The sequence below is a fragment of the Mesorhizobium intechi genome, from assembly GCF_002879535.1.
GTDB classification, from domain to species: Bacteria; Pseudomonadota; Alphaproteobacteria; order Rhizobiales; family Rhizobiaceae; genus Mesorhizobium; species Mesorhizobium intechi.
Genome location: NZ_PNOT02000195.1, coordinates 1 through 13,995, shown reverse-complemented (window position 1 = coordinate 13,995; position 13,995 = coordinate 1). Strand labels below are relative to the sequence as shown.

At 63.4% G+C, this 13,995-nt stretch carries 13 protein-coding genes and 1 pseudogene; 12 read left to right on the top strand and 2 right to left on the bottom strand.

The genetic code is table 11. From position 1 onward, the window contains the following. From tatC to C1D09_RS16520, 6 genes and pseudogenes are all read left to right on the top strand, one after another. The coding region (gene tatC, locus C1D09_RS16545) for a twin-arginine translocase subunit TatC (protein WP_143975317.1) at positions 1-762 on the top strand (762 nt) is incomplete at its 5' end. Between the two features lie 104 nt (positions 763-866). Next, a complete protein-coding gene (serS, locus tag C1D09_RS16540) occupies positions 867-2,171 on the top strand; it encodes a serine--tRNA ligase (protein WP_143975316.1) in 1,305 nt (434 codons plus the stop codon). After that, positions 2,171-2,929, top strand: a complete 759-nt coding sequence (gene surE / locus C1D09_RS16535) for a 5'/3'-nucleotidase SurE (RefSeq protein ID WP_143975315.1) — start codon at positions 2,171-2,173, stop codon at positions 2,927-2,929. Before serS ends, surE begins: the two co-directional genes overlap by 1 nt. Further along, positions 2,926-3,579: a protein-L-isoaspartate(D-aspartate) O-methyltransferase gene (locus C1D09_RS16530; protein WP_143975314.1), complete on the top strand. Its 654-nt coding sequence runs from the start codon at positions 2,926-2,928 to the stop codon at positions 3,577-3,579. The genes surE and C1D09_RS16530 overlap by 4 nt, the downstream gene beginning before the upstream one ends. Before the next feature lie 177 nt (positions 3,580-3,756). Next, positions 3,757-5,304 (top strand): peptidoglycan DD-metalloendopeptidase family protein, encoded by a 1,548-nt coding sequence (locus C1D09_RS16525; RefSeq protein WP_143975313.1) that lies wholly within the window; start codon positions 3,757-3,759, stop codon positions 5,302-5,304. A 137-nt stretch (positions 5,305-5,441) separates the two neighbouring features. Next, positions 5,442-5,657, top strand: a pseudogene (locus tag C1D09_RS16520) (helix-turn-helix domain-containing protein); the annotation flags it as partial. Here the strand turns inward: C1D09_RS16520 and C1D09_RS16515 are convergent. After that, on the bottom strand, positions 5,611-6,486 hold the full coding sequence (locus tag C1D09_RS16515) for an ATP-binding protein (protein WP_143975312.1): 876 nt from the start codon (positions 6,484-6,486) through the stop codon (positions 5,611-5,613). The pseudogene C1D09_RS16520 and the gene C1D09_RS16515 overlap by 47 nt on opposite strands. A 289-nt stretch (positions 6,487-6,775) precedes the next feature. On the opposite strand from C1D09_RS16515, the gene yajC reads away from it, so the two are divergent. The 6 genes from yajC (at position 6,776) to C1D09_RS16485 (ending at position 12,450) form a co-directional block, all read left to right on the top strand. Further along, positions 6,776-7,117 (top strand): preprotein translocase subunit YajC, encoded by a 342-nt coding sequence (yajC, locus tag C1D09_RS16510; protein WP_010909882.1) that lies wholly within the window; start codon positions 6,776-6,778, stop codon positions 7,115-7,117. A gap of 51 nt (positions 7,118-7,168) precedes the next feature. Then, positions 7,169-9,718, top strand: coding sequence for a protein translocase subunit SecDF (secDF, locus tag C1D09_RS16505; protein WP_143975311.1), 2,550 nt, complete (start codon positions 7,169-7,171; stop codon positions 9,716-9,718). A 25-nt stretch (positions 9,719-9,743) separates the two neighbouring features. Next, entirely contained in the window at positions 9,744-10,139 is a 396-nt protein-coding gene (locus C1D09_RS16500) for an Mth938-like domain-containing protein (protein ID WP_167514642.1), read from the top strand. Position 10,140: 1 nt separating this feature from the next. Then, positions 10,141-10,992 carry a phytoene/squalene synthase family protein gene (locus C1D09_RS16495; RefSeq protein WP_167514641.1) on the top strand — a complete coding sequence of 284 codons (852 nt, stop codon included), beginning with the start codon at positions 10,141-10,143 and terminating at the stop codon, positions 10,990-10,992. A 79-nt stretch (positions 10,993-11,071) separates the two neighbouring features. Continuing rightward, positions 11,072-11,500, top strand: a complete 429-nt coding sequence (locus C1D09_RS16490) for a hypothetical protein (RefSeq protein WP_143975309.1) — start codon at positions 11,072-11,074, stop codon at positions 11,498-11,500. Beyond that, the gene (locus tag C1D09_RS16485) at positions 11,500-12,450 is read left to right on the top strand and encodes a sterol desaturase family protein (RefSeq protein ID WP_208760394.1); all 951 of its coding nucleotides are present in this window, start codon (positions 11,500-11,502) and stop codon (positions 12,448-12,450) included. The genes C1D09_RS16490 and C1D09_RS16485 overlap by 1 nt, the downstream gene beginning before the upstream one ends. A 5-nt stretch (positions 12,451-12,455) precedes the next feature. Here C1D09_RS16485 and trmFO read toward each other — a convergent pair whose 3' ends face one another. Beyond that, complete coding sequence (gene trmFO / locus C1D09_RS16480) at positions 12,456-13,874, bottom strand: methylenetetrahydrofolate--tRNA-(uracil(54)-C(5))-methyltransferase (FADH(2)-oxidizing) TrmFO (protein WP_143975307.1); 1,419 nt, start codon at positions 13,872-13,874, stop codon at positions 12,456-12,458. Between the last annotated feature and the right edge of the window lie 121 nt (positions 13,875-13,995).

Genomic DNA, 13,995 nt, shown 5'->3' with positions numbered 1-13,995 from the left:
GCCTTCCTGGTGTGCTTCTTCTTTGCCAAGAAGCTGTTCAACCTTTTGGTCGTCCCCTTCAAATGGGCGACGAAATGGGCGGGTCTCGACCCGCACAAGGTCGAGCTGATCTACACCGCGCCGCAGGAATTCTTCTTCACGCAGGTCAAGCTCGCCATGTTCGGCGGCATGGTCATCGCCTTTCCGCTGATCGCCACGCAGATCTACAAATTCATCGCGCCCGGCCTCTACAAGAACGAGCGCAATGCCTTCCTGCCATTCCTGATCGCGTCGCCGATCCTGTTCCTGATGGGCGCCTCGCTGGTGTATTTCTTCTTCACCCCGATGGTGATGTGGTTCTTCCTCGCCATGCAGCAGGCCGGCACGGACGAGCAGGTGCAGATTTCGCTGCTGCCGAAAGTGTCGGAATATCTCAGCCTGATCATGACGCTGATCTTTTCCTTCGGCCTGGTGTTCCAGCTGCCGGTGGTGACCAGCCTGATGACGCGGGTCGGCATGCTGTCGTCCAAGGCGCTCGCCGAGAAGCGCAAATGGGCGATCGTGATCGCTTTCGTCGTCGCGGCGGTGCTGACGCCGCCCGACCCGATGAGCCAGATCGGCTTGGCCATCCCAACCATCCTGCTTTACGAGGTCGCCATCTGGTCGGCCCGGCTGATCGAGCGCAGCCAGGAGCGCGAGCGCCTGGCGCGCGAGAAGCAGGAAGCCGGGGAGACCGTGGCCGACAAGACACCGGACGAGCCTCCGGCGCCGGCAGCCTCGTAAGTCGTCAGCGGCGGCGGAAAACGACAACCGCCGCCCAGCCTCATCTTGCATCGGTCAAGGATGCGGTTTACGCCCTCGGAGCTTAGCTCAGGAGCGTTCAAACCATGCTTGACATCAAATGGATTCGCGACAACCCGAAGGCCCTTGTCGAGGCGCTGGTGAAGCGCTCGTGGCCGGCCGGCGAGGCGCAGTCCACGGTCGATGATTTGATCGCCAGGGACGAGGCGCGGCGCGAACACGTCACCGAGCTGCAGACCAAGCAGGAGCGCCGCAACGCCGCCTCGAAGGAGATCGGCAACGCCATGCGTTCGGGCGACGCCGCCCTGGCCGAAAAACTCAAGGCCGAAGTCGGCGATATAAAAACCTTCATCCAGAATGGCGAGGCGCGTGAGCGCGAGCTCGACAAGGCGCTGACCGACGCGCTTGCGGTGCTGCCCAATGTGCCTCTCGACGATGTGCCGGTCGGCAAGGACGAACACGACAATGTCGTCAAACACATTGTCGGCAAGGTGCCAATGCGGCCGAACTGGGTGAAGGAGCATTTCGAAGTCGGCGAAGCGCTCGGCATGATGGATTTCGAGCGGGCGGCAAAGCTGTCCGGCTCGCGCTTCACCGTGCTGAAGAGCGGCCTGGCACGGATGGAGCGCGCCATCGGCCAGTTCATGCTCGACCTGCACACAACCGAGCACGGCTATGAGGAGGTGATCCCGCCGCTGATGGTGCGCGACGAGATGCTTTTCGGCACCAACCAGCTGCCGAAATTCGAGGAAGACCTGTTCTTCACGCCGCATGGGGAGGGCCGACTTGGCCTCATTCCGACCGCGGAGGTGCCGCTCACCAACCTCGTGCGCGAAGAAATCACCGCGCATGAAAAACTACCCCTGCGCTTCACCGCGCTGACGCCGTGCTTCCGTTCGGAAGCAGGTTCTGCCGGCCGCGACACGCGCGGCATGCTGCGCCAGCACCAGTTCTACAAGGTCGAGCTGGTGTCGATCACCGACCAGGAATCCTCGCTCGCCGAGCACGAGCGGATGACTGAGTGTGCCGAGGAAGTGCTGAAGCGGCTGGAACTGCCGTTCCGCACCATGGTTTTGTGCACCGGCGACATGGGCTTTGGCGCGCGCAAGACCTACGACATCGAGGTCTGGTTGCCCGGCCAGAACGCCTATCGCGAAATCTCTTCCTGTTCGGTCTGCGGCGATTTCCAGGCGCGCCGCATGGACGCGCGCTACAAGGACAAGGACGGCAAGGGCAATCGCTTCGTCCATACGCTCAACGGTTCGGGCACCGCCGTCGGCCGCGCCCTGATTGCCGTCGTCGAAAACTACCAGAACGAGGATGGCAGTGTAACCATTCCTGAAGTGCTGCGGCCTTACATGGGCGGTCTGGCAAAGATCGAAGCGAAATAATGCGCATTCTCCTGACCAATGACGACGGCATTCATGCCGAGGGACTGGCGTCGCTCGAACGCGTCGCGCGCACACTGTCCGACGATGTCTGGGTGGTGGCGCCGGAGCAGGACCAGTCCGGCTATGCGCACTCGCTGTCGATCTCGGAGCCGCTGCGGCTGCGCAAGATCGGCGAGAAGCATTTTGCCGTGCGCGGCACGCCGACCGATTGCGTCATCATGGGGGTGAAGAAGATCCTGCCCGGCGCGCCCGACCTGATCCTGTCAGGCATCAACTCGGGCGCCAATATCGCCGACGACGTGACCTATTCGGGGACCGTCGCCGGCGCCATGGAAGGGGCGCTGCTCGGTATCCGCTCGATCGCGCTTAGCCAGGGCTACTCCTATGTCGGCGAGGATCGCATCGTTCCCTACGAGACCACCGAGGCGCTTGCGCCGGCACTGCTGAAGAAACTCGTCGCGGCGCCGCTGCCGGACGGTGTGCTGCTCAACGTCAATTTTCCCAACTGCCTTCCCGAAGAGGTCGCGGGCACTGTGGTCACCACACAAGGAAAACTCGTGCACAGCCTGTGGGTCGACGAGCGCCGTGACGGGCGCGGCCTGCCTTACTACTGGCTGCGCTTCGGCCGCGAGCCGGTCGAGGGCAAGCAAGGCACCGACCTCCACGCGCTGCGCAACAGATTGGTGTCGGTGACGCCGTTGCAGCTCGACCTTACTGCGCATGAGATCCGTGACCAGCTGAGCAAGGCGCTTGCATGAATCCGCCAATCGATGACCGCGAAGGATTTGCCGCTTTCCTACTGCGCCTGCGTGGCAGGGGAACCGTACCGAAGGCGCTGATCGCGGCTTTCGAGGCGACACCACGACGTGGTTTCCTGGCGGCCCATTTCCAACAACTCGCCTGGTCGGACCGCATGCTGCCGATCGAATGCGGCGAGGCTATCGAAGGCGCCGACATGCAGGCGGCGGTGATCGCGGCCCTTGCCATAGAAGCAGGAAACCGCGTGCTCGAGATCGGCACCGGATCCGGCTATACGGCGGCAGTGATGTCGCGGCTGGCGGCGCGGATCGTCACCATCGACCGCTACAAGACGCTCGTAGAACAGGCCAGGCAGCGTTTCGAGGCGCTTGGCATCGGCAATGTCATCGTGCGCCAGGCTGACGGCTCCGGCGGTCTGCCGGCAGAAGGCCCGTTCGACCGCATTGTCGCCTGGGCCGCTTTCGACAGCCTGCCGCGCTTCCTGCTCGACCAACTGTCGAGCGGTGGCATCGTCATCGCGCCGATCGGGCCGGAGGAGGGCGAGCAGGTGCTGGCCAAGCTGACCAAGGTCGGCAGCCGTTTCGAGCGCGAGGATATCGGCCTCGTGCGGCTGCAGCCGATCCTGCGCAGCATGGCCGCGGTCATCTAGTTTCCGCCACAGCGCTGCTGCGCGGTCGAATAGCTGTTCGACCGCGCAATCAATGCCGCCGGCTACTCCCAAATGTTTTAAGAAAATTTTCGTCGGATTCTAATGGGTTAACCGACCAGTAACATTAACGCGCTTTAATCCCATCCAGTTGGTGCAGCGTTTGTGCGGGTTAGTGCGATGCAACTCAGTGTTTTGAAGACAAACAGTCGCAATCTGGCGCGGGGCTGCGCTGTTCTCATGATTGCGGGTGCGGCCGCCGGGTGCAGTTCCCAGGCTTCGCGGTTCAACAGTGTCGACGACGTCTTCACTTCCTCGACCAATAATCAGCGTGCCATCATCAACAAGCAGGATGCCGCGCAGCCTTATCCGGGCGATGTCTCGGCGGCGCCGCTTGACGGCAGCCACACGCAGTCGGTGAGCCGTTCCAGTCTCGAACCGGTTTCGAGCCGGCCGTTGCCGCCGCCCGTTTCCGCTCAGGCGCAATCCGCGCCGGCGCTGGCGCCTGCCGCCAATCCGGTGCGTGTCGCATCGGCGCCGGCCATGGTCCGGCCCGCTCCCCATGTCGACAGGACGACGACCGGCACCGTGGAGCCCGCCGCCAAGCCGTTCAAGAATGCCCAGCCCGACGCGCCGAAGGTGGCCGAGGTGGGCAGGCCGCACGCTACCGAGATCGTCGTGAGGGACGGTGAGACCATTTCCGGCCTGGCGGCGCATTACAAAGTGCCAGCCGATGTCATCATGAAGGTGAATGGCCTGAGCCCGACCAAGGGGCTGAAGACCGGCCAGAAGATCGTCATCCCCGCCTATGCCTATTCGAGCAAGGCCGAGCCGAGAGTCGCCGACGCCAAGCAGTTGAAGGACGGGCCGGCGAAGGGTGGCAAGCACGACCTGCCGGCCACCGCGCCCGACAAGGTCGCCGTCCTGCCGCAGCAGCCTAAGCTCAAGGAAGGCAAGTCCGCCGCGCAGGTCGATGCTTCGGCCGCCGCAAGCCAGCCCAAGGAGCCCAAGCCGGCGCAGGTCGCCAAGGCAACCGGCGCCGCCGGTACCTATACGGTCCAGTCGGGTGACACGATGTCCTCGATCGCCAGGAAGACCGGCGTCGGCGTCGTTGCGCTGAAGCAGGCCAACGGCATGAAGGACGGCTTGCTCAAGATCGGCCAGACCCTGAAGGTGCCGGCAGGTGGAACCGCGACAGTCGCCAGCGCCAAGCCTGCGAAAGTCGATCCTGTAACCACGGCAACCACGCAGCCCCCGGCAAAGGCCACGCCGTCGGAAACGCTGGCATCCTACACGCCGCCGAAGAAGGACGCGAAGGTCATCCAGCAGGCCGAGGATGACGACGCGGTGGCGCCCGATGCCACGGGTATCGGCAAGATGCGCTGGCCGGTGCGCGGCCGGGTGATCTCCGGTTTCGGATCCGGCAAGGACGGCGTCGACATCGCCGTGCCCTCGGGCACGCCGATCAAGGCGGCCGAGAACGGCGTCGTCATCTATGCCGGCGACGGCCTGAAGGAATTCGGCAACACCGTGCTGGTGCGCCACGAGAATGGCTTGGTCACCGTCTACGGTCACGCCAGCTCGATCGAGGTGCAGCGCGGCCAGAAGGTCAAGCGCGGCCAGGAAATCGCGCTGTCGGGCATGAGTGGAACCACGGACTCGCCGAAGCTGCACTTCGAAGTGCGCAAGAATTCCGCTCCGGTCGACCCCTCTGGCTATCTCGAATAGGCCGGCTACCTCGAATAGAAGAAAAAAAGCGATTTTGCGGGCCGTCTGACCTCCAGTCCGGCCCGCCGGCTTAGCCCGCCCCACAAGGAGCGGGCTTTTTCAGTTTTGAGCAAAATGCTTGCCACTAAAGCGCGTCGCGACGTGTGTTGCGACGTCAGGTCGAACGCGCGCGTGCGCTGCAACAGCACGATCTCAGCACCCGCGAGGTCGCGGAATTGACGGGCTTCGCGCACCGGTCACATCTGGCGCATTGGATGCGCCGCGAGATTGGCCAAACGCCGCGCGACGTGCGACGGGCGCGACGCCTCAATCCTTTAGCGGCTTGCCCAGCCGGCCGGCCAGATCCTGCGTGAATTGCCAGGCGACGCGGCCCGATCGGCTGCCGCGCGTTGTGGCCCATTCCAGCGCGTCCGCGCGCAGCTGCTCGGGGTCGATGTCGAGGCCATGATGGCTGGCATAGCCGTTGATCATCTCGAGATACTCGTCCTGCGAGCATTTGTGGAAGCCGAGCCAAAGCCCGAACCGGTCGGAGAGCGAGACCTTCTCCTCGACCGCTTCGGACGGGTTGATGGCGGTCGAGCGCTCATTGTCGATCATGTCGCGCGGCAATAGGTGGCGGCGGTTCGAAGTGGCGTAGAAGATGACGTTGGCGGGGCGGCCTTCGACGCCGCCTTCAAGTGCTGCCTTCAACGACTTGTACGACGTGTCGTCATGATCGAAGGACAGGTCGTCGCAGAACAGGATGACGCGGAAGGGCGCGGCCTTCAGCAAACCCATCAGCTTCGGCAGCGTATCGATGTCCTCGCGGTGGATCTCGATCAGCTTGAGCGGCAGGTCGGATTTGGACTTGGTGTTGATCTCGGCATGCACGGCCTTGACCAGCGACGATTTGCCCATGCCGCGCGCGCCCCACAACAGCACGTTGTTGGCGGCAAAGCCGGCGGCGAAGCGCTCTGTATTGTCGACGAGGATATCGCGGACACGGTCGACGCCGCGGATCAGGCCGATGTCGACGCGGTTGACCTTGCGCACTGGTTCCAGATAGCCGGGATCCGCCTGCCAGACGAAGCAGTCGGCCTCGCCGAGGTCGGTTTCAGGCACCGGCGGCGGGGCGAGGCGGCCGACAGCCTCGATCAGGCGGTCAAGTTTCATGTTGAGAGCGTCGATGGTGCTGTCGGTCATTTCAGGTCTTCTGGCTCGTTTCCTGGGGCGGGCAGGTGCGACACGTACGAATCCGTCGGGTTCGAAACCGGTCCCAACCTTTTGTTCGAGCGTGATCTTTTCGGTAAACCGGCTCTCGCTTTTCGCGATCATGCTCTAACACGGGCGAACAGGCCGGAAAAGCAGCCGATTTGGTCGGTCGCGCAGTTGCATTGACAACTTTACCGACTATATTCCGGCCAAATTTCAAGAGGCCGCCAAACTCCGCAGGACGGTTGGCGGCTGTTTTCAAAACTTCAGGAGTCCCTCGATGTTCGTGACACCGGCATACGCCCAAGGCATTGGTGGCGCCTCTCCCGATATGTTCATCAGCATTTTGCCGTTTGTCCTGATTTTTGTGATCATGTATTTTCTGATCATCCGCCCGCAGCGCACGCAGCTGAAGAAGCGCGGCGAGATGCTGGCGGCGGTCCGCCGCGGCGACACGGTCGTCACCGGCGGCGGTTTCGTCGGCAAGGTGACGAAGGTGATCGACGACAACGAGCTCGAGATCGACCTCGGTGGTGGCACCAAGGTGACAGCATTGCGCTCGACGATCGCCGATGTGCGCGTCAAGGGCGAACCAGTGGCTAACCAGAACGCCAAGAAATAACCCAATTCAAGGCGGAGCGATCCGCGGACACGCTCTGACGGACGACGCCCTATGCTGTATTTTTCGCGCTTCAAGATGATCCTGATCTGGGTGGCCGTTGCCATCACAGTGATCCTCGCCGCGCCCAATCTGTTCCCCGCCAGCACGTTGGCCCAGCTGCCGAGCTGGGTGCCGAAGCGGCAGATGACGCTCGGCCTCGATCTGCAGGGCGGTTCGCATATCCTGCTGGAGATGAACCAGAACGACCTGATCAAGGATCGGCTGGAGACGACGCGCGACGAAATCCGCACGCTGCTGCGGGACGCCAAGATCGGCTATACCGGCCTTGCCGGCACCGGACGGACCTTGCAGGTGCGCATCACGGATCCGGCCCAGCTCGACGCCGCGAAAAAGGCGTTGAAGACCTTGACCGATCCTGTTGCCGCTGGCCTGTTCAGCGGCGGCTCCATCCAGGAAATGTCGCTGGATGATTCCGAGCCGGGCCTGCTCAAATTCACCGTCACCGACGCCGGTATCAAATACCGTACATCGACCGCATTGGCGCAGTCGATCGAAGTGGTCGAGCGCCGCGTCAACGAACTCGGCACCACCGAGCCCATCGTGCAGCGGCAGGGCGACGACCGAATCCTTGTGCAGGTGCCAGGCCTGCAGGATCCGCAGCGGCTGAAGGAGATCCTCGGCCAGACCGCGAAGCTGACCTTCCAGATGGTCGACCAGTCGATGCCGGTGCAGGACGCGCTCAAGGGGCGCCCGCCCGCAGGCTCGTCGGTACTCTATTCGCAGGACGATCCGCCGGTTCCGTATCTGATCGAAAACCGTGTCATCGTTTCGGGCGAAAACCTCGTCGATGCGCAGGCGACGTACAATTCGCAGAACAACGAGCCGGTGGTTTCATTCCGCTTCGACTCGAAGGGCGCCGCCCGCTTCGGCCAGGCGACCTCGCAGAATGTCGGCAAGCTGTTCGCCATTATCCTCGACAACCAGGTGATCTCAGCGCCGCAGATCCGTGAACCGATCCTCGGCGGCACCGGCCAGATATCAGGCAATTTCACCGCCCAGAGCGCCAATGATCTCGCCGTGCTTTTGCGAGCCGGTGCGCTGCCGGCGACGCTGACGGTGATCGAGGAACGCACTGTCGGTCCGGGCCTTGGCCAGGATTCGATCCATGCCGGCAAGGTGGCCGGCATCATCGGTTCGATCCTCGTCGTTGCCTTCATGTTCGTCGCCTACGGCTTCCTCGGTTTCCTCGCCAACATCGCGCTGGCGGTGCACGTGGCGATGATCGTCGGGCTGTTGTCGCTGCTTGGGGCGACGCTGACCTTGCCCGGTATCGCCGGTATCGTGCTGACCATCGGCATGGCGGTCGATTCCAACGTGCTGATCTACGAACGTATCCGTGAAGAACGACGGGCTGGCCGCTCGGTGATCCAGGCCATCGACACCGGCTTCTCGAAGGCGCTGGCGACCATCGTCGATTCCAACGTCACGTCGCTGATCGCCACCGTGGTGCTGTTCTATCTCGGTACCGGTCCGGTGAAGGGCTTTGCCATCACCTACGCCATCGGCATCCTGACCACGGTCTTCACCGCTTTCACCTTCACGCGCCTGCTGGTGTCGATCTGGCTGCGCCGCGCCCGCCCGAAGGAATTGCCGAAGGCTCCGGTGACCTTCATTCCGCCGGGCACCAAAATCCCCTTCATGGGCATCCGCCGCTGGACGTTCGCGCTGTCGAGCTTCCTTTCGGTGCTGTCCGTGGTGCTGTTCATGACGGTCGACATCAATTACGGCATCGACTTCAAGGGCGGCTCGATGATCGAGGTGAAGTCCAAGAGCGGCGATGCCAATCTCGGCGATATCCGCGCAAGGCTGATGGAGCTCAACATCGGCGAAGTGCAGGTGCAGCAGTTCGGCGCGCCGAACGACGTGCTGATCCGCGTCGGCACGCAGGATGGCGGCGAGAATGCCGAGCAGACGGTCATCGACAAGGTGCGCGGCGAGCTGCAGGACCAGTATGATTTCCGCCGCGTCGAAGTCGTGGGACCGACGGTTTCCGGCGAACTCGCCAAGCAAGGCACCATCGCCATGCTGGTCGCGCTGGTTGGCATCCTGGTCTATGTGTGGTTCCGTTTCGAGTGGCAGTTCGCGGTCGGCGCCATCGTGGCGACAGTGCACGATGTGGTCATGACGCTCGGTTTCTTCGTCATCACCGGGCTTGAATTCAACCAGTCGTCTCTGGCGGCGATCCTGACCATCATCGGCTATTCGCTGAACGATACGATCGTGGTCTATGACCGTGTCCGAGAGGATCTGCGAAAATACAAGCGAATGCCGCTGCCGCAGCTGTTGAACAACGCCATCAACGAGACGTTGTCGCGAACGACACTCACCTCGGTGACGACGACCCTGGCCTTGCTGGCGCTGGTGCTGTTCGGCGGCGAAGTCATCCGCTCCTTCACCATGGCGATGCTGTTCGGCGTTATCTTCGGCACCTATTCTTCGATCTTCATCGCGGCACCGCTGCTGATCCTGTTCAAGCTGCGGCCGCAGGCTTCGGCCGATGAGGAGAAGCCGGTCAACGGCGGCAAGGCGGTCGCAACCTGACGCGCCGGCCCGAAGGGGTGACAGAGTGGTGACCGGAAAAGGCATCGTCATCCGCGAGGCGCATTTCCCAGGCCGCGCGCCGATCGAGGCCTATGGCAATGGCGGGTTCCGTTTTGCGGACATGTCGCATCGCGGTTCGCTGCTGTGCCTGCCATCCGGTATCCATGGCTGGGAGCCGGCGGACGCTTCAGCGCTGACAGTGGCGGATTTCGAGAAACTGCTGGCCGAGGCCGACAAGGTCGAGATCCTGCTGGTCGGCATGGGCAAGGATTTGAGGCCGTTGCCGGCGGCGCTGCGAGCGGATCTGAAGGAGGCCGGCATAGTCTCCGACCCGATGTCGACCGGGGCCGCGGTGCGGACCTACAATGTCCTCCTGGCGGAAGACCGCGCCGTGGCGGCCGCGCTCATCGCCGTCGATTGATATGTCGCAAAATGCCAAAATCGTCATGGAGGCGGTGCGCGCCGCCGATCATGACCGCTACCTGACGGCGCTCTATGCGCCGGCCGACAAGCGCGAAGCGCTGTTTTCGCTCTACGCTTTCAATGCCGAAATCGCCGGCATTCGCGATCGCATCCGTGAAGCGTTGCCGGGGGAGGTGCGGTTGCAATGGTGGCGTGATCTTGTCGCCACCGACAATGATGGTGCAGCCATCGGCCATCCCGTCGCCGACGCGCTGAAAGCGACAATTTCCAGCCATCACCTGCCCAAACTGGCCTTCGACAACATGCTGGAGGCGCGCATCTTCGATCTCTATGACGATCCGATGCCGTCGCGCACCGACCTGGAAGGCTATTGCGGCGAGACGGCGGCCGCGCTCATCCAGCTTGCGGCGATGGTGCTCGATCCCCTCGAGGCGCCCCGCTTCGCCGAATTGGCGGGCAGGGCGGGCTGCGCACAGGCCATGACCGGCCTCCTGCTCCTTTTGCCGCTGCACCGCAAGCGAGGGCAGTGTTTTGTCCCGGCCGACATTCTGGCGGCGGCGGGATCGACGCCGGAGGAATTTGTTGCCGGCGACGGCGGCCCTGGGGCGCGGCGCGCCGTAGCGGCGATGACCGCGCTGGCACGCGAACACCTCTCCGCTTTCGAGCAGGGCGCTGCAGAGCTGCCGGCGTCGTTGCGCTCGGCCTTCCTGCCGCTGGCGCTGTCGCGCGCCTATCTCGACAGGATGGAGGGCTGGCGCTCCTCGCCGCTCGACGGGGTCGTGCGGCTGTCGGCCTTACGCCGGCATTGGCTGCTGGTGCGGCGGGCGAGCAAAGGCTGGCCAGCACTTTGACGTAAACGTCAATCGTGCTAAGGATTCGGCCGTGCCGGGAACTGTCGCCAGAGATGACAGGCCGGCCCGGAGGAAATCCATGAGCTTGCCCGTTCTGGTCGCGATCGTCATCCTTGGCATTGCGCTGTCGGTTGCCGCGGTACATTTCACCGGGGGCAGCACGACGGCAACGCTGGCCGATCCGGATCAGGCGTTGCGTCGTTTCGCCGAGGATTTTCCCGATGAAGCGGCGCGAGCAATCCACCTGACGGCGGACGCAAAAACGGCATTTCTGGACCTTGGACGCGGGCGCACCGGCATCGTTCACAGCATCGGCGACTGCTTTTTGACGCGCATCGTCACCGCGGCTGACGTCTCGGTGTCCAGTTCCGAAGAGGCGAACACAATTCTGATGCGGCTGAAGGACTTCACCTGGAAGGGCGGCCGCTTCCGCTTCGCCAATGCCGGCGATGCACAGGCCTTGCTGAAGGCTCTTGAAGCACGCCATGCCACCAGGGAGGCCGCGTGATGGACAGCTATGATTTTCCGCAGGTTACCCAGCTGGCCATTCCGTTCTTCGTCGCCGCCATCCTGATGGAGCTCTGGCTTGTGCGCACCGGCCGCGCGAAAGGCTCTTTCGAGACGCGCGACACGCTGACCAGCCTGATGATGGGCACCGGCAATGTCGTCGCCGGGCTGTTGCTTGGCATCGTCTCCTACTGGGCGCTGCTGTGGCTATGGCAGTTCCGCATCTTCAATCTCGGCCTGTCGGTCTGGGTCTTTTTGACTGCCTTCCTGCTCGATGATTTGCGCTACTATGTCTATCACCGCATCGCGCACCGGGTGCGCTGGGTGTGGGCAGAACACGTCAACCATCACTCAAGCCAGCACTACAATCTATCGACGGCGCTCAGGCAGAGCTGGACCGGCCTGTTCACCTTCATGTTCGTGCTGCAGGCGCCGCTGGTGCTGCTCGGCTTTCACCCCGCGGTGATTGCCTTCACCTTCGGCTTCAACCTCGTCTGGCAGTTCTGGATCCACACCGAGACCATCGGCAGGATGTGGGGCTGGTTCGAATTCGTCTTCAACACGCCCTCGCACCACCGCGTCCACCACGCCACCAATCCGCGCTATCTCGACGCCAACTATGCCGGCACGCTGATCATCTGGGATCGCATGTTCGGCACCTTCGTCGAGGAACTGGAGGAGGACCGGCCGCGCTACGGCATCGTAAGGAATCTCGGCACCTTCAACCCGCTGAAAGTGGCGTTTCATGAATGGATCGGCATGTTCGGGGATGCCTTTGCGCCGGGCCTCTCGCTCGGCGATCGCATCAACTACCTGATCAAGCCGCCCGGCTGGAGCCATGACGGCTCGCGCGAAACATCGGAAAGCCTGAAGGCGGCTTATGTCAGGCGGAATCCTGCCGAGGCGGGGAAGCCGGGATTGCCGAGGGCAGGTGCGGAGCCGGCAGAATAGGCGAATTACTCCGCTGCTTCGGCCGTTTCGGTTGGCGCCGGCAAGCCCAGCCATTGCCGGCAATCCCTCAGCGCGCGCGATGTGATGGCATGGCGCTTGGCGACTGTCTTGTCCTTGCCGCGCAGACGCTTGCCTTCGATCTTCACCGCTTCCACCGGCGGGAACAGGCCAAAATTGACATTCATCGGCTGGAAGGAGCGTTTTCCCGGCTCGTCGTCGGAGACGATGTGGCCGCCGGTGATGTGGTTGAGCAGCGCGCCGAAAGCCGTGGTGAGCGGCGGCAGGGACGGCGCGTCGCCGAGACGCTCGGCGGCGGCGAAGCGGCCGGCGAGCAGGCCGATCGCAGCACTTTCGACATAGCCTTCGCAACCGGTGATCTGTCCGGCAAAGCGCAGGCCAAGCCGCGACCTCAACTGCAACGAGGCGTCGAGCAAGGTCGGCGAATTGATGTAGGTGTTGCGGTGCAGGCCGCCGAGGCGGGCGAAGTCGGCATTTTCCAGGCCCGGAATGGTGCGGAAGATGCGGACCTGCTCGGCATGCTTCAGCTTGGTCTGGAAGCCGACCATGTTGTAGAGCGTGCCCAGCGCATTGTCCTGCCTTAGCTGGACGACCGCATAGGCCTTGACCGTCGGGTTGTGCGCGTTGGTCAGGCCCATCGGCTTCATCGGCCCGTAGCGCAGCGTCTCGATGCCACGCTCGGCCATGATCTCGATCGGCAGGCAGCCGTCGAAATAGGGCGTGCCTTCCCACTGCTTGAATTCGGTTTTCTGGCCGTCGATCAGTGCTTGCACGAAGGCGAGATACTGCTCCTTGTCCATCGGACAGTTGATGTAGTCCTTGCCGGTGCCGCCGGGGCCGACCTTGTCGTAGCGCGACTGGAACCAGCAGGTGTTCATGTCAATCGTGTCGAAATGGATGATCGGCGCGATGGCGTCGAAGAAGGCCAGCGCATCGGCCCCGGTCGCCTCGGCGATCGACTGGGCCAGGGATGGGGCGGTGAGCGGTCCCGTGGCGATGATCGCCTGGTCCCAGTCCGCCGGTGGCAGGCCGGGAACTTCCTCGCGCTGGATGGTGATCAGCGGGTGCGCCTCGAGCTTTTTCGTCACGGCCTCGGAGAAGCCGTCGCGGTCGACGGCCAGTGCGCCGCCGGCCGGCACCTGGTTGGCGTCGCCGGCGCTCATAATCAGCGAGCCGGCCAGTCGCATCTCGGCGTGCAGCAAGCCGACCGCGTTGTTCTCGGCGTCGTCGGAGCGGAAGGAGTTGGAACAGACGAGTTCGGCCAGGCCATCGGTCTTGTGCGCGTCCGTACCGCGAACCGGGCGCATTTCATGCAGCACGACGGGAACACCGGCCTGCGCGGCCTGCCACGCGGCTTCGGAACCGGCGAGACCGCCGCCGATTATGTGGATGGGATGTTCGCTCATGAGCGCCGGAATAATCGCTTGGGGCGGCGAATGCAATTGTCGTGCTTGCCGCGGGGCAAAACCGCAGATGGTGAACCAGGCGCCGAAAACAACAACACCCGCCGGGGGAGGAGATCCGGCG